Origin of the sequence: Thermoactinomyces sp. CICC 10522 (assembly GCF_016055075.1) — a bacterium.
GTDB lineage: Bacteria > Bacillota > Bacilli > Thermoactinomycetales > Thermoactinomycetaceae > Thermoactinomyces_A > Thermoactinomyces_A daqus.
This window is the reverse complement of record NZ_JAECVY010000003.1, coordinates 97,782-124,182: the sequence shown is the minus strand read 5'-3', so window position 1 is coordinate 124,182 and position 26,401 is coordinate 97,782. Positions and strand designations below refer to the sequence as shown.

Annotated in this window: 25 protein-coding genes; 19 read left to right on the top strand and 6 right to left on the bottom strand. The window is 49.8% G+C overall.

What is annotated here, in order from left to right:
• Positions 1-3: 3 nt before the first annotated feature.
• Positions 4-1,314 (top strand): DRTGG domain-containing protein, encoded by a 1,311-nt coding sequence (locus tag I8U18_RS06855; RefSeq protein WP_033101098.1) that lies wholly within the window; start codon positions 4-6, stop codon positions 1,312-1,314.
• Positions 1,315-1,366: 52 nt separating this feature from the next.
• Here I8U18_RS06855 and I8U18_RS06850 read toward each other — a convergent pair whose 3' ends face one another.
• The 4 genes from I8U18_RS06850 to I8U18_RS06835 all read right to left on the bottom strand — a co-directional run bounded on the left by I8U18_RS06850 (position 1,367) and on the right by I8U18_RS06835 (position 2,922).
• Positions 1,367-1,678, bottom strand: coding sequence for a YtpI family protein (locus I8U18_RS06850; protein WP_033101099.1), 312 nt, complete (start codon positions 1,676-1,678; stop codon positions 1,367-1,369).
• Positions 1,679-1,763: 85 nt separating this feature from the next.
• Entirely contained in the window at positions 1,764-1,952 is a 189-nt protein-coding gene (locus tag I8U18_RS06845; RefSeq protein ID WP_033101100.1) for a YtzJ family protein, read from the bottom strand.
• Between the two features lie 91 nt (positions 1,953-2,043).
• Positions 2,044-2,583 carry a sporulation membrane protein YtrI gene (locus tag I8U18_RS06840; RefSeq protein WP_033101101.1) on the bottom strand — a complete coding sequence of 180 codons (540 nt, stop codon included), beginning with the start codon at positions 2,581-2,583 and terminating at the stop codon, positions 2,044-2,046.
• Positions 2,584-2,598: 15 nt separating this feature from the next.
• On the bottom strand, positions 2,599-2,922 hold the full coding sequence (locus I8U18_RS06835) for a YtrH family sporulation protein (RefSeq protein WP_033101102.1): 324 nt from the start codon (positions 2,920-2,922) through the stop codon (positions 2,599-2,601).
• 149 nt (positions 2,923-3,071) lie between these two features.
• Between I8U18_RS06835 and I8U18_RS06830 the strand changes: the two genes are divergently transcribed.
• The 12 genes from I8U18_RS06830 (at position 3,072) to I8U18_RS06775 (ending at position 16,817) form a co-directional block, all read left to right on the top strand.
• Entirely contained in the window at positions 3,072-6,494 is a 3,423-nt protein-coding gene (locus tag I8U18_RS06830; protein ID WP_033101103.1) for a DNA polymerase III subunit alpha, read from the top strand.
• 233 nt (positions 6,495-6,727) lie between these two features.
• The gene (locus tag I8U18_RS06825; RefSeq protein ID WP_198055412.1) at positions 6,728-7,270 is read left to right on the top strand and encodes a phosphatidylglycerophosphatase A family protein; all 543 of its coding nucleotides are present in this window, start codon (positions 6,728-6,730) and stop codon (positions 7,268-7,270) included.
• A 148-nt stretch (positions 7,271-7,418) separates the two neighbouring features.
• Positions 7,419-7,886, top strand: coding sequence for a hypothetical protein (locus I8U18_RS06820; protein ID WP_033101104.1), 468 nt, complete (start codon positions 7,419-7,421; stop codon positions 7,884-7,886).
• A 207-nt stretch (positions 7,887-8,093) separates the two neighbouring features.
• The gene (locus tag I8U18_RS06815) at positions 8,094-8,474 is read left to right on the top strand and encodes a hypothetical protein (RefSeq protein WP_160173855.1); all 381 of its coding nucleotides are present in this window, start codon (positions 8,094-8,096) and stop codon (positions 8,472-8,474) included.
• Positions 8,475-8,686: 212 nt separating this feature from the next.
• Positions 8,687-9,925 carry an NADP-dependent malic enzyme gene (gene ystJ / locus I8U18_RS06810; RefSeq protein ID WP_198055411.1) on the top strand — a complete coding sequence of 413 codons (1,239 nt, stop codon included), beginning with the start codon at positions 8,687-8,689 and terminating at the stop codon, positions 9,923-9,925.
• 15 nt (positions 9,926-9,940) lie between these two features.
• Positions 9,941-10,621: a FadR/GntR family transcriptional regulator gene (locus tag I8U18_RS18175; RefSeq protein WP_198055410.1), complete on the top strand. Its 681-nt coding sequence runs from the start codon at positions 9,941-9,943 to the stop codon at positions 10,619-10,621.
• Between the two features lie 133 nt (positions 10,622-10,754).
• Positions 10,755-11,615: an acetyl-CoA carboxylase, carboxyltransferase subunit beta gene (gene accD, locus I8U18_RS06800; RefSeq protein ID WP_033101108.1), complete on the top strand. Its 861-nt coding sequence runs from the start codon at positions 10,755-10,757 to the stop codon at positions 11,613-11,615.
• Entirely contained in the window at positions 11,612-12,580 is a 969-nt protein-coding gene (locus I8U18_RS06795) for an acetyl-CoA carboxylase carboxyltransferase subunit alpha (protein WP_033101109.1), read from the top strand. Before accD ends, I8U18_RS06795 begins: the two co-directional genes overlap by 4 nt.
• 229 nt (positions 12,581-12,809) lie before the next feature.
• Positions 12,810-13,769, top strand: coding sequence for a 6-phosphofructokinase (pfkA, locus tag I8U18_RS06790; RefSeq protein WP_033101110.1), 960 nt, complete (start codon positions 12,810-12,812; stop codon positions 13,767-13,769).
• Positions 13,770-13,792: 23 nt separating this feature from the next.
• Complete coding sequence (gene pyk, locus I8U18_RS06785; protein ID WP_198059029.1) at positions 13,793-15,544, top strand: pyruvate kinase; 1,752 nt, start codon at positions 13,793-13,795, stop codon at positions 15,542-15,544.
• 427 nt (positions 15,545-15,971) lie between these two features.
• Positions 15,972-16,418, top strand: coding sequence for an acyl-CoA thioesterase (locus tag I8U18_RS06780; RefSeq protein WP_198055409.1), 447 nt, complete (start codon positions 15,972-15,974; stop codon positions 16,416-16,418).
• A 6-nt stretch (positions 16,419-16,424) separates the two neighbouring features.
• Positions 16,425-16,817 carry an FxsA family protein gene (locus I8U18_RS06775; RefSeq protein ID WP_052154214.1) on the top strand — a complete coding sequence of 131 codons (393 nt, stop codon included), beginning with the start codon at positions 16,425-16,427 and terminating at the stop codon, positions 16,815-16,817.
• Between the two features lie 21 nt (positions 16,818-16,838).
• Here I8U18_RS06775 and I8U18_RS06770 read toward each other — a convergent pair whose 3' ends face one another.
• The gene (locus tag I8U18_RS06770; RefSeq protein WP_198059004.1) at positions 16,839-17,783 is read right to left on the bottom strand and encodes a glycerophosphodiester phosphodiesterase family protein; all 945 of its coding nucleotides are present in this window, start codon (positions 17,781-17,783) and stop codon (positions 16,839-16,841) included.
• Positions 17,784-17,983: 200 nt separating this feature from the next.
• Entirely contained in the window at positions 17,984-19,108 is a 1,125-nt protein-coding gene (gene ytvI / locus I8U18_RS06765) for a sporulation integral membrane protein YtvI (protein ID WP_033101113.1), read from the bottom strand.
• A 435-nt stretch (positions 19,109-19,543) separates the two neighbouring features.
• Between ytvI and citZ the strand changes: the two genes are divergently transcribed.
• The 6 genes from citZ to pnpS all read left to right on the top strand — a co-directional run bounded on the left by citZ (position 19,544) and on the right by pnpS (position 26,212).
• A complete protein-coding gene (gene citZ / locus I8U18_RS06760; RefSeq protein ID WP_033101114.1) occupies positions 19,544-20,656 on the top strand; it encodes a citrate synthase in 1,113 nt (370 codons plus the stop codon).
• A gap of 74 nt (positions 20,657-20,730) precedes the next feature.
• Entirely contained in the window at positions 20,731-22,026 is a 1,296-nt protein-coding gene (gene icd, locus I8U18_RS06755) for an NADP-dependent isocitrate dehydrogenase (protein ID WP_198055408.1), read from the top strand.
• Between the two features lie 23 nt (positions 22,027-22,049).
• Entirely contained in the window at positions 22,050-22,988 is a 939-nt protein-coding gene (mdh, locus tag I8U18_RS06750; protein ID WP_033101116.1) for a malate dehydrogenase, read from the top strand.
• An 88-nt stretch (positions 22,989-23,076) separates the two neighbouring features.
• On the top strand, positions 23,077-23,547 hold the full coding sequence (locus tag I8U18_RS06745) for a hotdog family protein (RefSeq protein ID WP_052154216.1): 471 nt from the start codon (positions 23,077-23,079) through the stop codon (positions 23,545-23,547).
• A gap of 224 nt (positions 23,548-23,771) precedes the next feature.
• Entirely contained in the window at positions 23,772-24,485 is a 714-nt protein-coding gene (locus tag I8U18_RS06740; protein WP_198064613.1) for a response regulator transcription factor, read from the top strand.
• Entirely contained in the window at positions 24,482-26,212 is a 1,731-nt protein-coding gene (pnpS, locus tag I8U18_RS06735) for a two-component system histidine kinase PnpS (RefSeq protein WP_198055406.1), read from the top strand. Before I8U18_RS06740 ends, pnpS begins: the two co-directional genes overlap by 4 nt.
• The last annotated feature ends 189 nt before the right edge of the window (positions 26,213-26,401 follow it).

The following is a 26,401-nucleotide window of genomic DNA, read 5'->3' as shown; positions in this document are numbered from 1 at the left end:
AATGTGACGACCAAGCATGAGCAGATTTTGCAATACATTGCCAATTTGGAAGTCGGGGAAAAAATCTCGGTGCGAAGCATCGCCAAGGATTTGGGCGTAAGCGACGGAACTGCTTACAGAGCGATCAAGGATGCCGAGGCGCAGGGATTGGTCAATACAATCGAACGGGTCGGGACGGTGCGAATTGAAAAAAAGCAGCGCTCCGACATTGAACGACTCACGTTTGCAGAAGTGGTGAACATCGTTGACGGCACGGTTGTGGGAGGGAGAGCCGGACTCCACAAAACACTGAACCGCTTTGTCATCGGGGCGATGAAGCTGGAAGCAATGATGCGGTATGTGGAATCGGGCAATCTGTTAATCGTGGGAAACCGGGATAACGTTCATCGCATTTCCCTGGAACGCGGAGCAGCCGTTCTCATCACCGGCGGTTTTGATGCCACGGATGAAGTGAAAGCATTGGCCGATAAACTGGAACTTCCGGTCATATCCAGCAGTTATGACACGTTTACGGTGGCTGCGATGATTAATCGGGCCATTTACGACCGGCTGATCAAAAAGGAGATCCTGGTGGTCGAGGATGTTATGAGCAAAGAGCCGTCTCCGGTTTACCTGACGGTGCATGACAATGTTGAACGGTTTCATCAGTTGGTGCGGGAAACCGGTCACAGCCGTTACCCCGTGGTCGATGAATCGATGCGTGTGGTCGGTATGGTCACGGCCAAAGATGTGATGGGTTTTGTTTCAGATGATAAAGTGGAAAAAGTGATGACCCGGAACCCGATTGTGGCCAATCCAAAGACATCGCTCGCTTCGGCCGCACATGAAATGGTGTGGGAAGGGATCGAACTGTTGCCGGTGGTGAATGATCAGCGTCGTCTCTTGGGTGTGATCAGCCGCCAGGATGTGATCAAATCGCTCCAATATATGCAAAAACAGCCGCAGGTGGGTGAAACATTTCAGGAACTCAGCTTTCGTTCGTTTGAGGAACTGATGAAAAACGGCCAGCCGGTGTATCGGGGGAAAATCACCCCGCAGATGACCGATTCGCTGGGAACCTTGAGCTCGGGGGTTTGCACTGCCCTCATTACGGAAACGGCGCTTCGGACCCTGCGCAAACAGAGGCGGGGGGACTTGTCTGTTCACAATCTCACCTTGTATTTTCTCAAACCAGTACAGATCGACAGCATAGTTGAACTGGTGCCGCGCATCCTCGATTTGGGGAGAAAACAGGCCAAACTCGATGTGGAAATGGTTTTGGATCACCAGATCGTCGCCAAAGCGCTGATTACGGCCCATACGATTGAAAGATAAAATAAGCCGGCTTCTCAGGCTGCTTGAGAGCGGCTTTTCTTTTTGCGCTTTTTCATTGAGCGGCTTCGGATTGCTTGTTGATCATTTCGGTATAGTAGCGGCGGTATTTGATTCCGTAGTAGAGGTTGATCAGGCCTGCTGCGATGACAAGAAAAAGCAGGAAATAACGTAGGAAGGAAGAGCCGGGCAATGTTAATTGCAACGCGGCGATGGAGATGAACATGACACCCATGTTGATATTCATGCGTGCTTGGTACAGGCGCTTGATCATTCCTTCATTGCGCCGTTGCAGGATGCTGTTGAAAAAAGTGCCGAAAATCGTGATGAGGATCAGGCAAATGAGCAAAATTCCGACTACTTGCATGAGGATAACCTCCCAAAAAAGCGTATGGAAAAACAGTTTGGGGAGCATGGCAACTGCTCATGCGCCCCATAAGCAGTGACCGGTGTTACTCTTCTCGCTCAAGCGGGGTAAACCAGCATCCATGAGGGGTTTGATCGACAACGACACGGAGGTTTTGTTTTTCGATTTCTTTTTTGAGGAAATGTGCAACGGTTTCGGTTTCAACAAATGCAGTGTAGCCTTTTTTCAGCTTTTCCGCTTTGGCTCTGGCGAGCGCTTTTGGACTTATGATCATGGTGGTCCCCCCCTTTCCTGTCATTTAATATTACCGCAAAAAAAAGATTTTGAACAGGCCGGACGACTGAAGGGGGAAGACCCGCATGGTATCAACCGTCCGTTTCCGGGATCTCTTCTCCGGAAAGATCCGAAGCAGTAATCCATATCTTCAACGTAGAGCGGTAAAAAGAGATATATTTCAAGTGAATTTCCACTTTGCTTTTCTGGGCGCCATCGATCACGATCGGCTGTTTGTCCAGAATCAGCTCGATGATGTCCGGATTGTTGCTGATCCATTGCATTGATTTATTGAGAAACGGAGAAAGTTTTTCCTCCACCTGTGTCTTGACGGCATCGGTGATATAGGGCTGATCGCTGTTGACTTCGACGATGATTTTTTCAATGCGGTCTTCTTTTTCCTCCCTTTTTTCGCCTTTTCGTGTCAGATTCTCGATCTCTTCCTGCAGCTTCAGGATTTCTTTGTATTTTTGATTGTTGGCATAGTAGATGGCATTGCGTTCGGATAACAGACTGTCGATTTTCTGTCCGTAGAGGAAAAGAAAAATACTTCCGCCAAAGATGATACCGATGAAAAACATCACCCATGAACGTTTGTTTTTGACAATTCCGCGATAGATTTCGCGTGCCATTGTCTCACTCACCCATCAGCCCTGAATCAGCCAACGCACCAGGAGCGTGCCGGCATGTGCGCCCAAAAAAGCACTGATGATGAAGATTAATTGTTGAAAAGCGAGGTTGAGCTGACCGCCCATAATCGTGATCTCAAAGTTTTTGATCGTATCAAACGTTCCGCCGATTGCCGCCACCATCGCCCAGATTTTCAGCTGTTCAGCCAGGCGGACCATTCGAAACATCGGATATTCGTCGGTGATAAAGGCGCCGATCCCCCCAAGGATCACGCCGCCGAGCACGACTCCGAGGGCAATCAGGAAATCGAGTATCGTGGTGGCCCAAAATTCCTGTTCCATAAGCAACCCGTCCTTCTCTGGATTCTTTTAAAATCGTATGAGGAGAGTTGGAGATTGATGACTCTGACCGGGTTCAATATGGGAGGAATAAAACATACGTTCGCAGATGGAGATCCATTATAATAGAAGGAAGATGGGAGGTCGGGGCAATGGATCCATTTGTGCATTTGCACGTTCATACGGAATACAGCTTGCTGGACGGTGCCGGACGGATCGAGGAACTGGTCGGCGAAGCGAAAAAATTGGGAATGAGCGCACTGGCGATTACGGATCATGGTGCGATGTACGGAGTGGTTCCTTTCTATCAAGCGTGTCTCAACCAAGGAATCAAGCCGATTATCGGTTGTGAGATGTACATGGCATCCGGAGACTATCGCGATCGTCCTTCGCCGCGGGAACAAAAAATCTGTCACCAGCTGTTGCTGGCGGAAACGACGGAGGGTTACCGCAATCTTTTACGTTTGACCACGGAGGCTCATCTGCATGGATTTCATTATAAACCGCGAATCGATAAAAAATTGTTGCGCCGGTTTTCCGAGGGACTGATTGCCACCAGTTCCTGCCTGAGCGGGGAAATTCCCCGGGCGATTTTGGAGGGAGACCTGACAAAAGCACGTCTTCTGATCGAGGAGTATGTGGATATTTTTGGCCGGGACCGCTTTTTCTTTGAACTTCAAGATCACGGACTGCCGGAACAGCAGAAAGTAAACCGGCAATTGATCGCCTGGTCAAGGGAAATGGGGATTCCGCTCGTTGCCACCAATGATGTCCATTATGTCCGCCGGGAAGATCATGCCATGCACGATTGTTTGCTCTGCATCGGCACCGGACGGAAATTGGCCGATGAATCCCGGTTGCGGTTTCCCAGTGATTCCTTTTATTTGAAATCAGGAGAAGAAATGAAACGCTTTTTCTCTCATGTACCGGAAGCGCTGGAAAACACGGCCCGGATCGCCGAACGCTGTCAGGTGGAAATTCCGCTGGGAATGCGCCTGGTGCCGCGTTTTCCCGTACCCGGGGACATGACGGCAAAAGACTATTTGCGGATGCTTTGTCTCGACGGATTGCGTGAGCGGTATGGGGAGGTTACGGAGGAAGCGAAAGCGAGACTGGATTATGAGCTGGAGATCATCGACCGGATGGGATTTAATGACTACTTTCTGGTCGTGTGGGATTTCGTCCGGTTTGCGCATGAAGCGGGAATAGCTGTCGGGCCGGGGCGCGGTTCGGCGGCGGGCAGCCTGGTAGCCTATGTGCTGAGAATTACAGATATCGATCCGATCCGGTATCAGTTGCTGTTTGAGCGTTTTCTCAATCCGGAGCGGGTGACGATGCCGGATATTGACCTCGACTTTAATTATGAACGCCGCGATGAGGTCATTCGCTATGTTGTCGACAAATACGGAGCTGACCGGGTGGCGCAGATCATCACCTTTGGAACGATGGCACCGAGGGCAGCAGTACGCGATGCGGGACGGGTGATGGGGTTGCCGTACAAGGCGGTCGATCAGGCTGCCAAGCTGATCCCCGCCCAACCGGGCATGACGCTGAAGCGCGCGTTTGCCATGGAGCCGGAGTTAAAGCGAATGGTACAGCAGTCCGAAATACGCGAGCTTTTTTCTGTCGTGCGCAAAATTGAAGGAATGCCCCGGCATGTCTCCACTCATGCCGCGGGAGTGGTGATTTCCAATGAGCCGTTAACCAACCATGTTCCCTTGCAGGAAGGAACGGACGGCATCCCGCTGACCCAGTATCCGATGGAAGTCCTCGAAGGGATCGGGCTGTTGAAAGTGGATTTTCTGGGGCTGCGCAATCTGACGGTCATTGAAAAAGCGTTGCAGCTGATTCGGACCGGTCGCGGGACAGAGGTGAATTTCGCGCAAACGGAATATGATGACCCGGCAACCTATGAATTGCTGGCCAGCGGGGAGACCACCGGTGTTTTCCAATTGGAATCGGCCGGCATGCGCAAAGTGCTCCGGGAACTGAAACCGTCCAACTTTGAAGACCTGATCGCTGTTTTGGCACTGTACCGGCCGGGTCCGATGGAGCAGATTCCGCGCTTTATCCGTGCCAAACAAGGACTGGAAAAAGTGGATTACCCTCACCCGGATCTGGAAGCGATTCTCAAAAATACGTACGGGATTATTGTGTATCAGGAGCAAATTATGCAAATTGCCGCCAAGATGGCCGGATTTTCCCTGGGGCAGGCCGATCTTTTGCGCCGGGCTGTCTCCAAGAAAAAGAAAGATCTCCTGGCCGCGCAGCGAAAGGCATTTGTCGAAGGCTGTATCAATCGGGGATACAGCGAAGAAGTCGGTCATCGCGTTTATGACCTGATCGTCCGCTTTGCCGATTACGGGTTTAACCGCAGCCACTCCGCCGCCTATGGCGTATTGGCTTATCAGACGGCTTATTTAAAAAGGCACTATCCGCTCGAATTTATGGCGGCGCTGTTGGCGACAGTCGTCGGGAATCAGAGCAAGCTGGCAGAATACATCGATGAGACCCGGAGAATGGGCATTCCCGTTTTGCCGCCGGACATACAGAAAAGCGGCGTTTCGTTTACCGTGGAAAACGGGGCGATTCGCTTCGGACTGGCGGCCGTCAAAAACGTGGGGACGCTGGCGATCGAGAATATCTTGAAGGAACGGGAAGAAAAGCCATTTGCCGATTTGCTCGATCTTTGCCGCCGGGTCGATTTGCGCTTATGCAACCGACGGGTGATGGATGCGCTGATCCGTTGCGGTGCGCTCGATTGCCTGCCTGGTGACCGCGCGCACAAACTGGCGGCACTGGATGATGTGATCGAAATAGCCAGCCGTGACGGAAAGAGGCAGGGCAAGGATCAGATCAGCTTGTTTCAGGATGGGAATCAGATTACCTTCGAGCAATTGCTGTCGGAGGTTCAGTCCGTTTCTCCCTACACGGAAAAAGAAAAGCTGGAGGCGGAACGCGAACTGCTCGGAATCTATCTGTCAGGCCATCCGCTTGACCGCTGGCAACCGATGATTGAACGGACGATCACCCATCGTTTAAATGAATTGCCGGAATGCCGGGATCGCCAATCAGTGACAGTGGCCGGATGGATTACACATCTGAAGCTGGTCCAGACCAAACGGAAAGAGATGATGGCTTTCCTCACAGTGGAAGATCGCAGCGGCAGGGCGGAGATCGTTATTTTTCCGCAGCGGTTTGCCGAATGGCGCTCCTGGCTGAAGGAAGATCAGCCGGTTTTGGTGTGGGGAAGCGTTGACCGCCAGGATGAGTCTGTCAAAGTGATCGCCGCTAAAATCGCAGATTTGTCTGACGGTCGCCTGCCGAAGCAGCAGGTCGTTTATCTCAGGATTTCTCAAGAAAGGGAAGATCCGCAGTCACTTCATCAGTTGAAAAAGATCCTTGGCCAGTATCGCGGGACAATGCCTGTCTATTTGTATTATGAGCGGAGCAAAAAGGTTTTGTCATTGCCACCGGATCGCTATGGCCTTTCGGTGAACAAGGGGAGCCTGGCCAAGTTGGAACAGCTTTTGGGAGAAGGAAGCGTCCGCATCGCGAAAAGGGATGAAAGTTAAGCGAGCGATGAAGGGAAGTGGTGCCCCGCGGAGCGACGGTTGGAAATGCAGGAGGGATCCGGGAGGCACCACGACCTGATTCTGCGAAAAAACGGTCGGAGGATAAAAAAGGTCATCAGACAGCCGGTCAGGGCAGGGGTTGTCCGGGCAAGTTCCAAATCCGGCCTGCATATATTGGTTTAAACCGGCTCTTCAAGGAGACAAAGGGCCTTTTTCTGAGAAGGTGAGAAACTGTGTTTTATGAACACTCAGTTGTATTGCTGGAAAAACGCGGAGTGACGACGGAAGATATCGCACGGATCGTCTACGATTTGCAGCGGCCATACAATAAGAACCTGACATTGGACGAATGCGTGGATAATGTTGATGCCGTTTTGCACAAAAGAGAAGTTCAGCATGCGATTATCACCGGGGTTTCCCTTGATATGCTGGCAGAGCAAAAGCAGCTGCCCGAACCGTTTCAAACGATTATGGAAGCGGACGAACCTCTTTACGGAATCGATGAAATTCTGGCTTTAAGCATTACCAATGTTTATGGAACAATCGGCTTGACCAGTTTCGGATACCTTGATAAAAATAAGGTCGGCATTATGAAAAAGCTGAATAATCACGGGGAGCAGATTCATGTCTTTCTCGATGATCTGGTTGCAGGGATCGCCGCTGCTGCCGCAGCCCGGATTGCGCACCAGAATCCGAATATCAAAAGGTACGATGCCAGTTTGCTGCTGAAGAAAAAAGATGCGGAGAACAGCAGAGATCAAAGGCGGGAAGATTGAGATCAACTCAATTGAAAACGACTTGTTTTTAAACCAGGTGCAAGAAGATGTCTGTTTTTTCGTGATCCTTACTTGTTTATAATAAAGAGGATTGATTAATTTTGTATCATTCCTTATTATCTGAAAATAGAAAGAGGAGGATTGCATCATGAATGGAGCATGGTCATCGCTGATGCGAAAAGAAGGAAAGCGGGAACTGGTTGATCCGCTTGGAGGTTGCCGGTATCTGGTGCGGTTTGCGAAGGAAAAGAGCGATCTCATCATCTCAGGCGGGGAAGAGGAGATGGAAGAGCGTATTGAAGAGGAAGCAAAAATGAAACAGGTGCTGGAAGAAGTATATGAACGCTTTCGCACCCGGCTCTCTTCTTATCTGGAGCATGTGCGCAAGGAAGGAGGGGTTTGGCGTTTTTTTGATGTTGCCTATGGAGTGCAGATCTCCGTAAAATGGGCCGACGGCGCGTGGGAAATCTGGATGGATCAAGATCTGGGTTTTCGTACCCGGGACGAGGAAGAGGCAGCGGCCTATGTTCGCGGACTTATATTCGAATTTGACTCCTGGCTGGAAAAGGAATTGATGAAATTCCATGATGCCATGGTCGCCATGATGAAAAAATAATCTCCAGCGCGTCAGAACTATCGTTGGACGAGCCCTGTACCGGAACAATAGCGTCGACCGATCGGGCGGGTGGCAAAATTTGCCGTATGGAAGTTTGAGAAGAAATGATAGAACCGATCTGGCGGAGATGATAAATTTAATTAAGGATTTGCTAATATAACCGGAATTTGGATTAAGGCGGCTAATGGGAAAGCAGAGGTTGATGACATGATATTACGATGGAGAGTGGCTTGGTTCCTGTTGATCTTTTGTTTCATGTTGTTGAACGCTTGTTCCGGACAGGGGGGCAAGGGGAGTTTGTCCGGAAAAAGTGAGCATTGGTCTGCCGTATTCCAATATCAGATGAAGGACTCCGTCTTTGAGAAGAAACTGATCATTCGCTATCTGGGCTCCGACGCGGTGATGGTTGGCAATGTTACATACAAACTATTGAAAAATGGAAAAGTGGCCGATACAAGAAATTTTGTCTTGGGGGATAACGGGCAATATGAAGCGGTCAGTTTTGCGCAACAAGCGGAGGACAAGCCTCAGGAGTTGAAGCTGCAGCTGGAATGGAACAACCAAACGGAGACCGTGACTCTGAAATAAGCTTGCTCCTCGACAGAACACAGCCGGTTTCGCTGTGTTCTTTTTTTTTGGAAGATAAAGTGAACGAAGCAGGGATCCGGCATCGGACGGAGGAATCGTATGTAGAAAGCGAAAAAGCGCATGTTCGTTCCGTTTTTTAAGTTGCCTAAATTTGATATAATGGGACATGCTGGTGGTCTGACCACCAACAGTCGGGAAAGGGAGCGATTTTTTTGTCAAGTTTGCGGGAAGAAGCTTTGAAGCTGCATGGTGAGAAGCGCGGAAAACTCACCGTTCAATCCAAAGTTCCGGTGGGATCGGCCCACGATTTGAGCCTGGCTTATTCTCCGGGAGTGGCTGAGCCTTGCCGGGAGATTCATACCAACCCTCAAACCGTTTACGATTACACAGCGAAAGGAAATCTGGTGGCAGTTGTGTCGGACGGAACCGCAGTACTGGGGCTGGGAAATATCGGTCCGCACGCAGCCATTCCGGTGATGGAAGGCAAAGCCGTATTATTTAAAGCGTTTGCAGGTGTCGATGCCTTTCCGCTCTGTCTGGATACAACCGATATCGATAAAATTGTGGAGACTGTAAAGTTGCTTTCCCCGACATTTGGGGGGATCAATCTGGAAGATATTGCCGCTCCGGCTTGTTTCATGATCGAAGAACGGCTGAAAAAGGAACTCGATATCCCTGTCTTTCATGATGACCAGCACGGTACGGCGATCGTCACATTGGCCGGATTGATCAATGCCTTGAAAGTCGTGGGCAAAAAGATGGATGAGATTCGCGTTGTCATGAGCGGAGCCGGTGCAGCGGGGATTGCGATCATCAAGTTGCTGCGGCGCATGGGCGTCAAAGACGTGATCATGTGCGACAGCAAGGGAGCCATCTATGAAGGACGATCCTTCGGGATGAATCCGATCAAGGAAGAGATCGCAAAAGTAACCAACCGCACGAGGATTACCGGTGATCTGGCGGAAGCGATTAAAGGAAGCGACGTCTTTATCGGGGTATCCGTGGCAGGGGCCGTCACCCCGGAAATGGTCCGCTCGATGAACAATGATCCGATTATCTTTGCGATGGCCAACCCGGTTCCCGAGATCATGCCGGAAGAAGCAATGGAAGCGGGCGCTGCGGTAGTTGGAACCGGCCGTTCGGACTACGCCAATCAGGTTAACAATGTGCTGGCTTTTCCGGGTATTTTTCGAGGTGCTCTCGATGTGAGAGCCAAAGGCATTAATGAAGAGATGAAGATTGCGGCTGCTTACGCCATTGCTGATTTGATTGAAGAACATGAATTGTCTCCCCATTACGTGATTCCGAAGCCATTTGATCCGCGTGTGGCGGCCAAAGTGGCTGCCGAAGTGGCCAGGGTGGCAATGGAGACGGGAGAAGCCCGGATTCAGGTGGATCCTGAGGAAATCTACAGAAAAACGATACGCCTGACAAGTTCTTTTGTATCATAAGGGTGAAAGTTCCAAGTGAGGAAACAAGAAACCGGATCAAACAAATTCAAGGAGATTTTCAAAGGAATTCAGCAACTGATCGAAGAGGACGGGCTTCAGCCTGGTGATCGTTTGCTATCCGAACGTGAGTTGTCCGAACGCCTTGGCGCCGGCCGTTCAACTGTGCGCGAGGTACTGCGCTCGCTTGAACTGTTGGGACTCATCAGCACCAAACGGGGGGAAGGAACTTTTTTGGAGCCTTATCATGCCCATCACCTCGTCGATTTGCTGGCCGGGTTCATCTTGCGCGACCAGCGGTCAAAAGGGGATCTGACGGAAACGAGAATGCTGATCGAAACCGGCGCGGTTCGGATGGCGGTGAGGAAAGCGACGAAAGAGCAGATCGACAAACTGGAAAAAATATTGGCTCGAATTGAGCACTTGCTTGAAAAGCAAAACAATCCGAAAAAAGAAGTACGGGATTTTCATGCGCAGATTATCAGGATGGCTAACAATTATTTGCTGACCCGGATCTGGTATCCGATTGTTCATTTTGAAGAAGCAATCGGGCAAAAAGGGTGGATGGAACAGGAGTATTTTGCGCACAAAATGTTAAGATACTATCATGAAATTGTCCTGGCTTTCAAAAAACGGCAGGAGCTTGAAGCGATGATGCTGTTTGAACGGATTTTTTCCTTGATGGAATGCGCGCATTAACGTCTTTTATGGCTCCGTTGAATCGGATCAAGGGAATGAGATATAATGACGGGAGCATAAAAGAATCGGGATTTGAAAGGCGAAGCTGTGCTTGAAATGATCGGTTAAGTTCAAACTCAGATGAGGTGTTATTGTGTTAAGAGATTTATTCAGAAAGCAAAAGAAATACGCAACCATCCCTTCTGAGCAAGTCAAAAAGGCGGTCCCCGAAGGGATTATGCAAAAATGCCCGCGGTGCAGCACCATTCTGATCACCAAGGAACTGGAAAAGAACTTGAAGGTATGCAAAGCGTGCGGTTATCACTTTTCGCTTTCCGCTCCGGAGCGAATCGCCTCCCTGGTTGATGAAGGGCATTTCATTGAGTATGATCGGGATTTGTTATCCAAAGATCCGCTTCAGTTCCCCAATTATATGAGCAAACTGAAAAAAGATATGGAAAAAACCAATCTGAATGAAGCAGTTGTTACGGGAGAAGGGACGATTGGCGGTTATCCGGCCGTGATCGGTGTGATGGATTCACGCTTTCGCATGGGCAGCATGGGATCGGTTGTCGGCGAGAAAATTGCGCGTGCGGCGGATCGTGCGGCGACGAAACGCTATCCGTTTATTCTGTTTTGCGCTTCAGGTGGTGCCCGGATGCAAGAAGGGGTCCTTTCCTTGATGCAGATGGCCAAAACAAGTGCGGCGCTGGAGCGTTTGCATCGGGAAAAGGGTTTGTACATTTCCGTGTTGACCAATCCGACGACCGGAGGAGTATCTGCCAGCTTTGCCTCGCTGGGGGATATCAATATTGCTGAACCGGGGGCGCTGATCGGGTTTGCCGGGCGGCGCGTCATCGAACAGACGGTGCGCCAGAAGTTGCCGGAGGACTTTCAGACAGCCGAATTTTTGCTTAAACACGGACAATTAGATCTGGTCGTGGAGCGCCACCAGATGCGTGATACGCTCATGAAAATTCTGGAGCTTCACGCATATGGGAGGGAAGCGAAATGAAAAATGGCTACTTGGATTTTGAAAAGCCGTTGGTGGAGTTGCGTGACAAGATTGCGGAACTGAAAAAGTTTGCTTCCGAAAAACAACTGGATATGTCGGAAGAGATCAACACGCTTGAAGCCAAAGCGCAGCGGCTGGAAGATGAGATTTACGGGAACCTGACGGTCTGGCAAAAAGTGCAGATCGCCCGGCAATCGAGCCGTCCCACGACATTGCACTATATCCATACGATTTTTACCGATTTTATCGAGTTGCACGGGGACCGGCTGTACGGGGACGACCCGGCGATTGTCGGAGGAATCGCCAAGTTCAACGGGAGACCGGTGACCGTGATCGGACATGAACGGGGAACGGATACCAAAGACAAGATCGCCCGCAATTTTGGCTTGCCGCATCCGGAAGGGTATCGCAAGGCGCTTCGCCTCATGCAGCAGGCCAACAAGTTTGGACGCCCGATTATCTGTTTCATTGACACTCAGGGCGCTCACCCCGGGGTGGAGGCGGAAGAGCGCGGACAAAGTGAAGCGATTGCCCGCAATCTCCGGGAGATGGCCGGCTTCACCGTTCCGATCATCTGCGTGGTTACCGGGGAAGGAGGCAGCGGCGGAGCTCTGGGGATCGGAGTGGGAAATCGCCTGCTAATGCTGGAGCATGCCTATTATTCCGTCATTTCCCCGGAAGGAGCAGCCGCGATCCTGTGGAGGGATTCCGCCAAAGCCCAGGAAGCCGCCGAAGCCCTCAAGATCACGGCAGGAGACTTGAAAGAGTTGGGGGTAATCGATGAGATTATTCCCGAACCAAAAGGTGGAGCTCATAAAGATCCCATGTTACAATCAAACTATATCAAACAGGCGTTAAATGAACATTTGCAGTCGCTTTTGCAATTGACGCCGGACGAACTGTTGGAGGATCGTTATAAAAAATACGCTGGTATGGGAGAATTCACTTCCTTAGTGGCAAAGTAAAAAACAGAGGCTGTGGACAAGTTTGGAACGGGAGGGGATTGGTGCTTTTCTGCAGCGACCTTTGTGAAAAAAGAAACCGGAGCAAAGAGAAGCACCAAGACCTGACGGACTCCTGTTTTGGAACTTTGTTCACCAGTTGAAAAACCGATCAGCGGTTTTTCTTTTTGTCCCGCATGGACATTTTTTGTCCCTTAGGGATGGGATATTCTTTTAATAGAGGTGATACATCATGAAACGGATTGCTGTTTTGACCAGCGGTGGCGATGCCCCCGGAATGAATGCCGCGATTCGGGCGGTTGTACGAAGCGGGGCTTATCACGGTGTGGAAGTTTTTGGGGTTTATCGTGGTTATACGGGACTAATTCAAGGTGATCTGAAACTTCTCTCGCTCGGGGATGTCGGTGATATTATCCATCGTGGAGGAACGATTTTATACAGTGCCCGCTGTGAAGAATTTAAAACCGAGGAAGGGCGCAAAAAAGCGGTTGAACAGTTGCGCAAAAACAAGATTGACGGATTGGTTGTCATCGGTGGGGACGGGAGTTTTCAGGGAGCGAAAAAATTGACAGCTCTCGGATTTCCCACCATCGGAGTTCCGGGAACGATTGATAATGACATTCCTGGAACGGATTTTACGATCGGATTTGATACGGCGATTAATACCGTGATTGACTGTATCGATAAAATTCGTGATACGGCTTATTCGCATGAGCGGACTTATGTGGTTGAAGTGATGGGCCGGGATGCCGGTGATATCGCTCTTTGGGCGGGGCTTGCCGACGGAGCGGAATCGATTTTGATTCCTGAAGCACCTTATGATTTGAACGAGATTGTGGAGCGTTTGAAGCACAGCAATGAACGCGGGAAAAAACACAGCATTATCATTGTGGCGGAAGGGGTTGGAAGCGGCATCGAGATTGGGGAGAAGATCAAAGAAATCACCGGATGTGAAACGCGGGTAACCGTATTGGGCCATGTGCAGCGAGGCGGTTCCCCGACGGCATTTGACCGGGTTTTGGCCAGCAGGATGGGAGCAAAAGCCGTTGAGCTTCTGTTGGAAGGGAAAAAAGACAAAATGGTGTCGATCCGGAATAATGAGGTTGTGGGAATCGACTTTGACAAAGCCTTTTCCATGAAACACAAGCCTGATTTGCAATTGTATGATTTAGCCAAAATTTTATCCATTTAGTGAGTAGGGGATGAAAAAGGATGATGCGAAAGACGAAAATTGTTTGTACGATTGGCCCGGCCAGTGAAGAGATTGGAATTCTGCGCAAGCTGATTTCGAGCGGCCTCAATGTCGCACGCCTCAATTTTTCACACGGATCGCACGAAGAACATGGAAAACGGATCAGAAATATCCGCGAAGCGGCCAAAGCAGAAGGGAAAAATGTGGCCATCCTCCTGGATACGAAAGGTCCGGAGATTCGGACCGGCGATCTGAGGGTACCTGCAGTCGAGCTGGTCGCCGGCGAAAAAATCACTTTGACCACAGAGAATATTTTGGGAGATCAAAGCCGGATTTCCGTCTCTTATGAAGGTTTGCCGCAGGATGTCGCAGTCGGTTCATTGATCTTGATCGATGACGGTTTGATCGGATTGACCGTGGATGCTGTAGAGGGAACGGAAATTCACTGCACGATCCAAAACGGTGGCACGTTAAAAAGCCGCAAAGGCGTAAATATCCCGGGGGTCAAAATCAATCTGCCGGGAATTACGCAAAAGGATGCAGAAGACATTTTATTTGGAATCGAACAGGGAGTAGACTTTATAGCAGCCTCTTTTGTGCGCAAACCGCAAGATGTCCTGGAGATTCGCCGGATACTGGAAGAGCATGGTGCGAACATCCCGATCATTTCCAAGATCGAAAATCAGGAAGGAATCGAAAACCTCGATGCCATCCTGGAAGTGAGCGACGGGCTGATGGTGGCGCGCGGGGATTTGGGAGTGGAAATCCCGGTTGAAGAAGTGCCGGTCGTGCAAAAAGAGATGATTCGCAAATGCAATCAGCTGGGCAAACCGGTGATCACGGCCACGCAGATGCTGGATTCGATGCAGCGCAACCCCAGACCCACCCGGGCTGAGGCGAGCGATGTCGCCAACGCCATTTTGGACGGTACGGATGCCATTATGCTTTCGGGTGAAACGGCTGCCGGAAAATACCCGGTTGAAGCGGTAACAACGATGGCACGAATTGCTCTGCGCACCGAATCCTCCCTTCGTTACCGGGAACTGTTCCGGCAGCGGACGAGAGAAATCGGCAATACGATCACCGAATCGATCAGCCAGGCGGTTGTACATACTTCTCATACCTTGGATTGTTCGGCTATCATCACTGCGACGGAAACGGGTTTCACTGCACGGATGGTTTCCAAATACCGGCCGTTGGCCCCGATTATCGCTGTTACGCCAAATGAAGATATTATCCGAAAACTTTCTCTCGTCTGGGGCGTATACCCTGTTTTGGGCAAGGAAGCGCCGACAACGGACGAAATGTTTGCCACCGCCATATCCGCTTCCCTGGAAAACCGATGTGTAAAACAAGGGGATCTGGTGGTGATCACCGCCGGCGTGCCGGTTGGGAAATCCGGTACAACCAACTTGATGAAAGTGCATGTGATCGGCGGAGTGCTCGCCAGCGGACAAGGGATCGGCAAGCAAGTGGTCACCGGGCCGGTCGTCGTTGGCAATACGGCTGAAGAACTGAAGGGAAAAATGGTCGATGGGGCGATACTGGTTACTCGCGCCACGGATAAGGACATGATTGATTCAATCAAACGGGCCGCCGCGATTATTACGGAAGAAGGTGGATTGACCTCCCATGCGGCGGTTGTGGGTGTCAGCCTCGGAATTCCGGTGGTCGTGGGCGTGGAAAATGCAACCAGCCTGTTGGCTGCCGAGACCATGGTCACGGTGGATGCGGATCGCGGTCAAATCTATTCCGGTAAAGCCAACGTGCTATAATAAAAAAAGCGCTGGAGACATCCAGCGCTTTTCGAATAAGTGCGGAATCAATGGGGTTTACAGCAGTCCTAAACGGGGGTAGATCCACCAACGGAGTCTTTTGCGCCGTTGTTTTCTCTTTCTGAGTTTCATGATGACGATGCTCCTTTCTTTCTTAGGTTGCACTTTTTTCAGAATTGATTTTATCTGTAAAAAAGGAATTGGCTGTTCTCATTATGTGAAGTCGGGCGGGCAAATATGTGTACAACCCGGTTTTAACCCATCGGCTATTGACTATTATAAAAAGAGTGGCGATCTGGGGCAATAAGACAAAAGTCATAATTGGAAAAAACTGATGGCAATGGCTGGAATGCTTCGCTCACAAACCAATTCCTTTTTTCTGTGAATGCTTTTGTCTGATACTTCATTTGGTTGGAGGGAATACTTAATGGAAGAGTATGCAAATGTACCTTGTAATGAAACCGTTCTGCGGGTTCGCTATCAGGAGACGGATCAAATGGGTGTCGTGTACCATACGAACTATCTCGTGTGGTTTGAGATCGGCCGAACGGAACTGATCCGCCAATTCGGTTCCTCTTACCGTAAGCTGGAAGAAAACGGTCTGCTCTTGCCCGTGGTGGACATCCATTGTAAGTATATGCATTCAGCCAAGTATGATGACCTGGTTTTGATCCGTACCGAGATGAAGGAGTTATCCGGTCCCAAAGTCGTTTTCTCGTACGAGATCTCAAACAAGGAGACCGGTGTAAAGCTGGCGAAGGGGACGACGACACACCTGTGGGTGAATAAAGAGATGAAAAGAGTAAACATAAAACGTGCATTTCCGGAGATTTATGAGCTGCTGGTTCAGATGCACAATCCGAAAAAAGGATGAGGAATGGTGTTTTGGTTCATTGTGCTTGCCATCATACTTGTGCCTGTCATCGAATTGTGGGGACTGATCAAAGTGGGGGAGTGGATCGGTGCATTTCCGACCGTGCTGTGCGTGATCGCGACAGCGATCATCGGGGGATATTTGGCCAAGAGGGAAGGATGGGCGACGATTCAGTTGTTGAAGAAGCAACTGCAAAATGGAGAACCACCCGGGGAAACACTGCTGGAAGGAGCGTCGATCCTTGCCGGAGCCGTTCTGATGATGACGCCCGGATTTTTTTCCGATATTCTCGGTTTCTTCCTCATTTTTCCCTATACGCGCCGAATAGTGGCTTTTTTGCTGAAGCGATGGCTTTACGCCAAATGGGAGCGCGGGGAAATATGGATTTGGCGGCGTTAGTTTCCCATCGCCGCCAAGAAATCATTTGACAACAGCATTGCCCCCCTGTCTTTTTTTCTTTTGTTCCTCAACCACTTCTTTTAACAGATCCGGACGGTTGGTCAAAATGCCGTCTGCTCCCAAATTCAGCAATTCCCGCATTGTTTTTTTATCGTCGATGGTCCAATAATAAACCTGCATGTTGAAGCGATGTGCCGTCTCGATCAAGTGTTTGTCCCGCAAATTGACGCCGCTGTTTTCCACGGGAATCTCCAGAACATTGGCTTGCGGTCGGTAAAAACCGGACAAGTGCAATTTGCTGAGAATCACAAAACGCTTCACCTCGGCCCGGCTGGCGCCAAGTGCGACCTGTCTGTGCGATATTTGTTTAAAAGAGCGGATGATGTCATCATCAAACGAATTGATGATCACTTTATGCTCGAGATGATATTTTTGAATGAGCATCCACAGCTTATGCTCGATTTGCGGAATCTGTCCGGCGGGATTATCATCTTTAATCTCGATATTGAAAAAGGAATCGGGGCCGTAGGTTTGAAAAATCTCTTCCAATGTCGGGATCGTGACACCCATTCCGCGATAGGCATGTTCCCCGCGCAAATCGGTAAACTTGTAGCCGGCATCCAGATTTTTGAGTTCTTTCAGGGTATGGTTGCTAATCGAACCCGTTCCGTTTGTCGTCCGGTTGACGGTCGGATCGTGAATGGCTACCAGATGCCCGTCTTTCGTCATATGAAGATCCAGATCCAGCACCGGTGTGCCAAGCGCATGTGCCAGATCAAAGGCTGTCATCGTATTGGACGGAGCGAGTGATGCCCCGCCCTGATGCGCGATTTGCACCGGCCGCTCCAGTTCCGGTAAGACTGTGGGCATTTTCGGGGTGAAGAACGTTGTCAGCAACAGATTGACAAAGACGAGAAGCAGGAGAGCAATGAGAATGCCGATAAACCATTTCTTTGTTGTTTTCATCTTGATGGCTCCTGTCAGAGGTGATTTGTGAAGATTTCCAATGTGGAAAGGAGAGTTTCATGACGGATCTTTCAAAAAATATTTCAGGCAAGAGAATCCCATTGCCCGGGGAATGAGTTGACCGTTGGCGTGAAGCGGGCAATGGGATTGGATGATGAGCATACAAGGTACGGGACGCAACCTGTTTCCGGTATTAGTCCCTACTCAGCAGGTTTGCCAACAATGTACTGCCAAATATCCTTAAACACATGGGTGCGATGAAGCGCCTGCAGGAAAACGACGGTAACCGGCCCCAAGATCAATCCGAAGAATCCGATCAGCTTTAATCCGATAAACAGGGCGATCAGCGTCAACAAGGGGTCGATTCCCACATTGCTTGCCACCAGTTTCGGTTCCAGCAATTGCCGGACGATGATAATCACTCCGTAGACAATCGACAGCCCGACAGCGAGGTGAATATTTCCGGTCAGGAAAAGATAGATAATCCAAGGAATGACCACTGCCCCGACCCCGAGATAAGGGAGCAGGTCGACGACACCCACGATGATGGCGATCGTAAAGGCGTAGGGAACCCGCAAAATCACCAGACCGATAAACATGATCAACGCGGTGATGGAGACCAGGGTGAGCTGGGCGCGAATAAATCCGAACAGCGCTCTTTTCAAATCATCCAGCACAAAGCCGACTGTCTTGTGAATCTTGTTTGGTATAAGCGAAATCAAGATCGAGCGGAGCCGCGGCCATTCCAGCCCGATAAACAGCGAAGCCAGTGTGATAAAAACCAGCACGGTGATGTAGTAAGGCAAGTTGCTGAGGAACGACCCGATTCCCGAGAGAATGTCGGTGATCATCTCCGTCCCTTTATTGGCAAGAATGCCGATGTTCTCCTGGATACTGGAAGCAATGCGCTGTTGATGTTCGGGATTTTTTTCCAAATAGGACTGAACGGTGTCGATGATCCGCTGAAAGTCCTGATTTTTGGTAAATGTACCCACGACCATCTGGCCGACCTTGTTAAACAGAACCGGCAGAAATTCGGCCAGCTTGGCCAGTTCAACGACCACTTCGGCCACGATGAAAATCAGTAAAGAACTCAGGAGAACCAGCAATATAAACAGAATCACAGTGACACCCGCCCAACGGGGCATACGGGCCCGCCGTTCAAGCCACCTGACCATCGGTTCGATTGCCATGGCGATGAGCCAGCCGATCAAAAACGGATAAACCAGAGGGAGGGCAAAGGAGATGAGCAAATATGTACAAATAATGATTGCCAGCACGATGACGGCTCGGGTAACCGGTCCAACCCAAGGGTTTAAATTCATCTGTATGGACCCCCTCGTGTGTAATCCTTTCTGACTCATTATACCATTTTTTGTTGAAATCCACAGTGAAGTCCAGTTATCTTCCACTTTCAGGGTGCGCATGTTAAAAATAAATAAATACGCGTTATGTGCGAATTTGTTCAATTTATGATAAAATAAAAAACGGTAGGAAGAGTGGGCACTGACCAAAAAAACTGACTCTCCTTTAATATTGCATACTTAAGTGATATTAAGGGCAAACATTGTACTTGATTCCTGCACTCGAATCTTGCAAAATTTGTGTAAATACGAACAAGTGCTGTTTTACTCAAAAAGATATTTTATAATAAATAAAGAGAATGATGATTCATTCATCGTCTCTTGTCTTAAACATTTCAATTGCAAGTTTTAAGTCAGAGTGCCCTCTTGCAAGTTTTCAGAAAAGGAGCGGATCATATGACGGTTGCTAAAGGGTTAGAAGGCGTAGTTGCTTGTACTTCTGGAATTAGCTCCATCGTGGATGGCGTACTCACCTACCGCGGGTATAATATTGATGATTTGGCGGTATATGCCAATTTCGAGGAAGTGGCTTACCTCTTGTGGCACGGCAAATTGCCGACCCGATCCGAGCTCGACCAATTGAAAAAGGATCTGAGCCAGCACGCATCCATTCCTGATGAACTTTTGCAACAATTGAAAGCGTATCCGAAGAACGTCCATCCGATGTCACTCCTCCGAACAGCTGTTTCCGCCCTTGCTCTTTATGATGAAGAGGCAGAAGTAAACAGTGAGGATGCCAATTATATTAAGGCGATTAAATTGACGGCAAAATTGCCGACCATTATCACGGCGATCGCTCGTATTCGCCAAGGATTGGAACCGGTTTCTCCGAAAGCAGAACTGGGCTTTGCCGCCAATTTTCTCTATATGCTCAATGGAGAAATTCCTTCGGATGTGTCTGTTAAAGCTTTTGATAAAGCGCTGGTACTCCATGCAGACCATGAATTGAACGCTTCTACGTTTGCCGCCCGCGTCACAACTGGAACCCTGTCGGATCTGTACTCCTCGATCACGACTGCCATCGGTACCCTGAAAGGTCCGTTGCACGGCGGAGCCAATGAGCGCGTGATGGCAATGCTTGAAGAAATTGGTACTTTTGAACGGATCGAGCCGTATATCCAAAGTAAGCTGGACAACAAAGAAAAAATCATGGGATTTGGCCACCGCGTTTATAAAGATGGTGATCCGCGCGCCAAACACTTGCGTGAAATGTCTCGCCGCTTGGCCGAGCAAAGCGGGAACTCCCTGTGGTATGAAATGTCTGCCGCCATCGAAAAGCTGGTATATGAGAAAAAAGGCTTGAAGCCGAATGTTGATTTCTATTCTGCATCGGTTTATACCTACCTTGGAATCCCGCGCGATCTGTTCACGCCGATTTTTGCCATGAGCCGTGTGACCGGCTGGACCGCGCATGTACTGGAACAATATGCGAATAACCGTCTCATCAGGCCACGTGCAGAATACACCGGACTGACCAACCAGTCATATGTTCCAATCGACCAACGCTGAGAAAATCGTTTAGAATAAATGGGACGGGGTTTTTTACCGTCCTTTCTTCGATCTATAAAGTCAGGAGTGGTAGCATGGCACAATTTAAACATCTTGAAGCCCCGGTCAAAGGGGAAAAAATAACCGTGGAAAACGGAAAGCTGAATGTTCCGGATCAACCGATCATTCCCTTTATCGAGGGAGACGGGACGGGGCCGGATATCTGGGCTGCCGCCAAACGCGTGCTTGACGCGGCCGTGAAAAAGGCGTACAACGGAAAAAAAGAGATTGCTTGGTATGAGGTATTCGCCGGTGAAAAGGCATACCAAAAATTTGGGGAATGGCTGCCCGAAGACACCCTGAGCGCGATCAGCGAGTATTTGGTTGCCATCAAGGGACCGCTCACCACACCTGTAGGCGGAGGAATCCGCTCCCTGAATGTCGCTTTGCGCCAGGAGCTCGATCTTTATGTCTGCCTCCGTCCTGTTCGTTACTTTGAAGGTGTCCCCTCCCCTGTCAAACGCCCGCAAGATGTCGATATGGTCATTTTCCGGGAAAACTCAGAAGATATTTACGCAGGGATTGAGTGGGAAGCCGAATCCGAAGAAGTAAAAAAAGTGATTCGCTTCTTGCAAGAGGAAATGGGCGTCAAGAAAATTCGATTCCCGGAAACTTCCGGAATCGGCATTAAACCGGTTTCGCGTGAAGGAACCGAACGGCTGGTAAAAGCTGCGATTGAGTATGCACTTCGCCACGGGCGCAAAAGCGTAACCCTGGTACATAAAGGAAATATTATGAAGTTTACCGAAGGGTCATTTAAAAACTGGGGTTATGAAGTGGCAGAGCGTGACTACAAGGATCGCGTCTTTACCTGGGCTGAATATGACCGCATCAAGGCGGAAAAAGGAACGGATGCGGCGAACAGCGCTCAGGCCAAAGCGGAAGCAGAAGGAAAAGTGATCGTAAAAGATGTGATTGCCGATGCATTCCTGCAGCAGATTTTAACCCGTCCGGCCGAGTATGATGTAATCGCCACACTCAATTTGAACGGGGATTACATTTCCGATGCGCTGGCCGCACAGGTGGGCGGAATCGGGATCGCTCCGGGTGCCAATATCAATTACAGCACGGGCCATGCCATCTTTGAGGCGACTCACGGCACGGCTCCCAAATACGCCGGCCTGGATAAAGTTAACCCCGGTTCGGTTATTTTGTCCGGCGTCCTGATGCTGGAGCACTTGGGATGGCAAGAAGCAGCCGATTTAATCTATGCAGCCATGGGCAAAACCATCCGTGAAAAAACGGTCACCTATGATTTTGCCCGTCTGATGGAAGGGGCGACCGAAGTGAAATGCTCCGAGTTCGCCGATCATCTGATTAAAAATATGTAAGTGGATTGAAGGAGGAAACGAAGATGGCCATTCGTCGCAGAAAAATTTCCGTCATCGGTGCAGGATTTACCGGAAGTACCACAGCGCTCATGCTGGCTCAAAAAGAACTGGGCGATGTCGTATTGGTTGATATTCCCCAAGCGGAAGGCCCAACCAAGGGAAAAGCGTTAGACATGCTTGAGGCAAGCCCGGTGCAAGGATTCGATGCCAACATCATCGGTACGAGCAACTATGAAGATACCAAAGATTCCGACGTGGTGATCATCACTGCAGGAATGGCCCGCAAACCGGGAATGAGCCGGGATGATCTGGTCAACATCAACGCGGGGATCGTCCGTTCGGTAACAGAGAATGTTGTGAAGTATTCGCCGAATTGTATCATCATCGTCCTGACAAACCCGGTTGACGCCATGACTTATGAAGTCTACCGCACCTCCGGCTTTCCGAAAAACCGCGTAATCGGTCAATCCGGTGTCCTGGATACTGCACGTTTCCGCACTTTTGTGGCGCAGGAGCTGAATGTGTCGGTTGAAGATGTGACCGGATTTGTGCTCGGCGGACACGGGGATGATATGGTTCCGCTCGTGCGTTACTCTTATGCAGGCGGCATTCCGCTGGAAAAACTGATTCCGGCAGAGCGTTTGGAAGCGATTGTCGAGCGCACGCGGAAAGGCGGCGGTGAAATCGTCGGCCTGCTGGGCAACGGAAGCGCGTATTACGCACCGGCGGCCTCTCTCGTGCAAATGGCGGAAGCGATCCTGAAAGATAAAAAGCGCATTCTGCCGGCTGTTGCCTACCTTGAAGGGGAGTACGGTTACAATGACCTCTATCTCGGTGTACCGACCATTTTGGGCGGCAACGGTTTGGAGAAAGTGATCGTGCTTGAATTGACAGACGAAGAGAAAAAAGCACTCGATAAATCTGCTGAGTCCGTGCGCAAAGTGATGAAAGTTTTAAATTGAAATAATCGGAGAAACGAATTGCCCGGGGTGCCTTCCTCCGGGCTTCTTTTTTAAGTAAAATAAAAATATACATAAGGAGGGGATTCGATTGGATTTTGGGAGAATTTTGACAGATGGCCAATGCTTTGATCAGGTGCAAATCGGAGAGAGCGTCGTGCAAAAACGAATTGTCGAGCTTCGTGATGTGCTCGGCTATCTTGGGATCGCCGGTGATTTTAACCCGCTGTATTTGACGGAAAATTATGCCGGACAAACGCCATTTGAACGGGTGATCGTACCGCCGGGGTTGCTTGTCGGCTGGTTGACCGCGCTCGTTTCCACGCGATTGCCTGGCCCGGGGAGCGTCGTTCGGGAAATGAAGGTGAACATGCCGGGAGTGGCCCATCTCGACGAAGAAATGGAACTGTATTTGCAAGTTGCCGGCAAAATCGAGACTGAGAAGCGGATTATCATAGAGGCAAGCGCTCGAAGAGGAGAGAAGGTGATTTTGAATTGCGAATTCTCCGTTGTGCCGCCCGAACCGCTCAAACCGCTCCAAGGTTTGCTAGATAATTTCTGAAAAGAGAAACAAAGCAGGCTCTTTTTTGACAGCGCTTCCAAAAGTGAAAAAACTGGCATGCAAACGAGTGGCTGTTGCCGGTGTCAGCGATTCAACAGGGATGACAGAAAAGAGTGCATTTATTTGGTACCCGATGTATTGGGTGCCATTTTTAACGGAATCTTAACTTTGTTATGGTATGATTTATTTTGTTCAAACATGATTTCGGAGAGTGAGGGATCACCTTGGGTAAGAAGATCCTGGTCGTTGATGATGAAGCATCGATTGTCAAACTGGTGCAGTTTAATTTGGAAAAAGAAGGATATGAAGTGGGAGTCGCTTATGATGGCCAGATGGCACTGGCGATGCTCGAAAAAAGCCAACCGGATCTGGTTGTTTTGGATCTGATGTTGCCCAAAGTTGACGGTTTGGAAGTGTGTCGCCGGATGCGGCAGGAAAAAACCCATATCCCCATCCTGATGCTGACTGCGAAAACAGATGAATTCGACAAAGTGCTGGGGCTTGAATTGGGCGCCGATGATTACATGACCAAGCCGTTCAGTCCCCGTGAGCTGACAGCGAGGGTGAAAGCGATTTTCCGACGGGTGGATCAGCTGAAAAAGAATCTCGGAAGCGGGGAGCATCAAGAGCTGATCAAGATCGGTGACCTGGAGATCGACCCGGAAGGATATGTTGTGAGCAGAAGCGGGGAAGAAATCGAACTGACGCCGAAGGAATTTGAACTTCTGTTGTATATGGCCAATCATCGGGGAAAAGTGCTATCGCGCGACCAATTGCTCAATGCGGTATGGAATTATGATTATGTCGGCGATTCACGGATCGTGGATGTCCATGTCAGCCACCTCAGGGATAAGATTGAAACCGATTCTAAAAATCCTTTCTTCATTAAAACCGTTCGGGGAATCGGTTACAAATTTGAAGGCCCGAGACGAGCATGAAAACGTTAAAAGCGAAAATTACCTGGTCATTTCTGCTTTTAATCGGCTGTTCCGTTCTCGGGACAGGGATTTTTGTCGCGCTTCTGTTACAAACATCCTATCTGGATTCCCTGTCCGGCCGTTTGCAAAAAGAAGGGAAAATGCTGGCGGAAACAACCCGGTGGGATTCGGACAGATCGTTACAGCATCAGGCGCAGGTCTATGCACAGACGCTTGACGTGAGGGTTACCTTTTTTGACCGGAACGGACGGGTGCTTGGCGACTCTGAAGGGAAATCGTTCGACGGCAAAGAGTTTACGGAAGTGGCAGAAGCCCTGAAAAACCACATTCCCGATCCGACCATCCGCAATGACTTTTTACATGCGGCATTACCTGTCGAACGGAATGGTCATATCGTGGGGGCTGTTCGCTTATCATTGGACATCCGGGAAGTCAATCGTTCTTTGCATCAAGTTTGGTTCTCACTGGCTCTTGGACTCTTGTTCGCCTATGCATTGGCCGCTTTTTTCAGTTCGCGCATCGCCAGCGGAGTGACCCGCCCGCTTGAAGAAATCACGCAAGTCGCCAGGGATATCGCGGAGAAACGTTTTTATCGCCGGGTTCAGCAGGAGGGACGGGATGAGGTCGCCCATCTGGGGCAGGCGATCAACCGGATGGCCCGCAGTTTGCAAAAGCAGATGGAAACGATTCGCAAGTCTGAACGAAGATTGAACAGTGTGATTGAATCGATGGAAAGCGGCCTGATCATGGTGGACCCGACGGGAAATGTCAGCCTGGCCAACCGCGCCTTTGAACGCATGTTCTCCATGCCGGCGTCTGATTTGATCGGCCAGTCTTACAAGAAGCTGAGTTATCCCTATGATCTGAGCGAATTGATCACCGAGTGTGCCGAATCGGGCATTCGCCTGCGGAAAGAGATTCATCTCTATTACCCTGAAGAACGGATGTTGCTCGCGCATCTCACTCCGATGTGGGTGGAGAAAAACGGTGTCGGTGTGGTTGTGGTTTTCCATGATTTGACGGCCATCCGCCGCTTGGAGCAACTGCGCAGGGATTTTGTGGCCAATGTTTCACATGAATTGAAAACCCCGATCACTTCCATTCGAGGATTTGCCGAAACGCTGCTGGACGGGGCGATGCACGACCGGGAGACATGTCAGGAATTTTTGCAAATCATCCATGAGGAGAGTTTGCGGTTGCAGCGATTAATCGGCGACTTGCTCGATTTGTCCCGGATCGAATCTAAACAATTTCATTTGAAGACCGAAATAGTCCCGGTTGATACGCTGATTTACTCTGCCCAAAAAATGGTGCGGGATCAGTTGAAGGCCAAAGACCAAAATCTGACGATTGAGATCGACGAGCTGTTTGAGGTTGAGGTGGATCCTGACCGTTTCCGGCAGATTATCTTAAACTTGCTGACCAATGCCATTCACTATACCCCTGCGGGAGGGCATATCACCGTGGTAGCGCGGCGGAGAAAATCAGATTGGCAATTGATCATCGGCGATTCAGGGATCGGTATTCCGGAGAGTGATCTTCCTCGCATTTTTGAACGGTTTTACCGCGTCGACAAAGCACGGGCGCGAAATTCGGGTGGTACCGGCCTCGGTCTGGCGATCGTCAAGCACCTGGTCGAAGTGCACCATGGGAAAATTCAGGTCGAGAGCAAGGTGGGGGAAGGGACGTCGTTTATCCTCACTTTTCCGTTATCCCCGTCTGATTGACTGTACGGCGAAATAATTCTTTTACAGAGAATGCAGCGGCGGATCAGGCTGATGGTTTGATCGGCCACTGCGTTTCGCTTTTAGAAGTGCGAAACCCAATTGTGCATGTTATTGTTAAAAATTTCTGTATTCAAGGCGTCTGAACCACCTGATCGCTGTAGAAGGGGCAGATGCCCTTTTTTTGTTTAT

What these genes read in the sequence shown, in the direction of transcription:
- I8U18_RS06840 (WP_033101101.1), bottom strand. Translation starts at nt 2,583, where the DNA reads ATGGCACGCGAAATCTATCGCGGAATTGTCAAAAACAAACGTTCATGG.
- I8U18_RS06845 (WP_033101100.1), bottom strand. Translation starts at nt 1,952, where the DNA reads ATGATCATAAGTCCAAAAGCGCTCGCCAGAGCCAAAGCGGAAAAGCTG.
- I8U18_RS06780 (WP_198055409.1), top strand. Translation starts at nt 15,972, where the DNA reads ATGGAAGAGTATGCAAATGTACCTTGTAATGAAACCGTTCTGCGGGTT.
- I8U18_RS06835 (WP_033101102.1), bottom strand. Translation starts at nt 2,922, where the DNA reads ATGGAACAGGAATTTTGGGCCACCACGATACTCGATTTCCTGATTGCC.
- mdh (WP_033101116.1), top strand. Translation starts at nt 22,050, where the DNA reads ATGGCCATTCGTCGCAGAAAAATTTCCGTCATCGGTGCAGGATTTACC.
- I8U18_RS06795 (WP_033101109.1), top strand. Translation starts at nt 11,612, where the DNA reads ATGAAAAATGGCTACTTGGATTTTGAAAAGCCGTTGGTGGAGTTGCGT.
- I8U18_RS06820 (WP_033101104.1), top strand. Translation starts at nt 7,419, where the DNA reads ATGAATGGAGCATGGTCATCGCTGATGCGAAAAGAAGGAAAGCGGGAA.
- I8U18_RS06850 (WP_033101099.1), bottom strand. Translation starts at nt 1,678, where the DNA reads ATGCAAGTAGTCGGAATTTTGCTCATTTGCCTGATCCTCATCACGATT.
- I8U18_RS06815 (WP_160173855.1), top strand. Translation starts at nt 8,094, where the DNA reads ATGATATTACGATGGAGAGTGGCTTGGTTCCTGTTGATCTTTTGTTTC.
- icd (WP_198055408.1), top strand. Translation starts at nt 20,731, where the DNA reads ATGGCACAATTTAAACATCTTGAAGCCCCGGTCAAAGGGGAAAAAATA.
- I8U18_RS06770 (WP_198059004.1), bottom strand. Translation starts at nt 17,783, where the DNA reads ATGAAAACAACAAAGAAATGGTTTATCGGCATTCTCATTGCTCTCCTG.
- ytvI (WP_033101113.1), bottom strand. Translation starts at nt 19,108, where the DNA reads ATGAATTTAAACCCTTGGGTTGGACCGGTTACCCGAGCCGTCATCGTG.
- citZ (WP_033101114.1), top strand. Translation starts at nt 19,544, where the DNA reads ATGACGGTTGCTAAAGGGTTAGAAGGCGTAGTTGCTTGTACTTCTGGA.
- pyk (WP_198059029.1), top strand. Translation starts at nt 13,793, where the DNA reads ATGCGAAAGACGAAAATTGTTTGTACGATTGGCCCGGCCAGTGAAGAG.
- pfkA (WP_033101110.1), top strand. Translation starts at nt 12,810, where the DNA reads ATGAAACGGATTGCTGTTTTGACCAGCGGTGGCGATGCCCCCGGAATG.
- pnpS (WP_198055406.1), top strand. Translation starts at nt 24,482, where the DNA reads ATGAAAACGTTAAAAGCGAAAATTACCTGGTCATTTCTGCTTTTAATC.
- I8U18_RS06830 (WP_033101103.1), top strand. Translation starts at nt 3,072, where the DNA reads ATGGATCCATTTGTGCATTTGCACGTTCATACGGAATACAGCTTGCTG.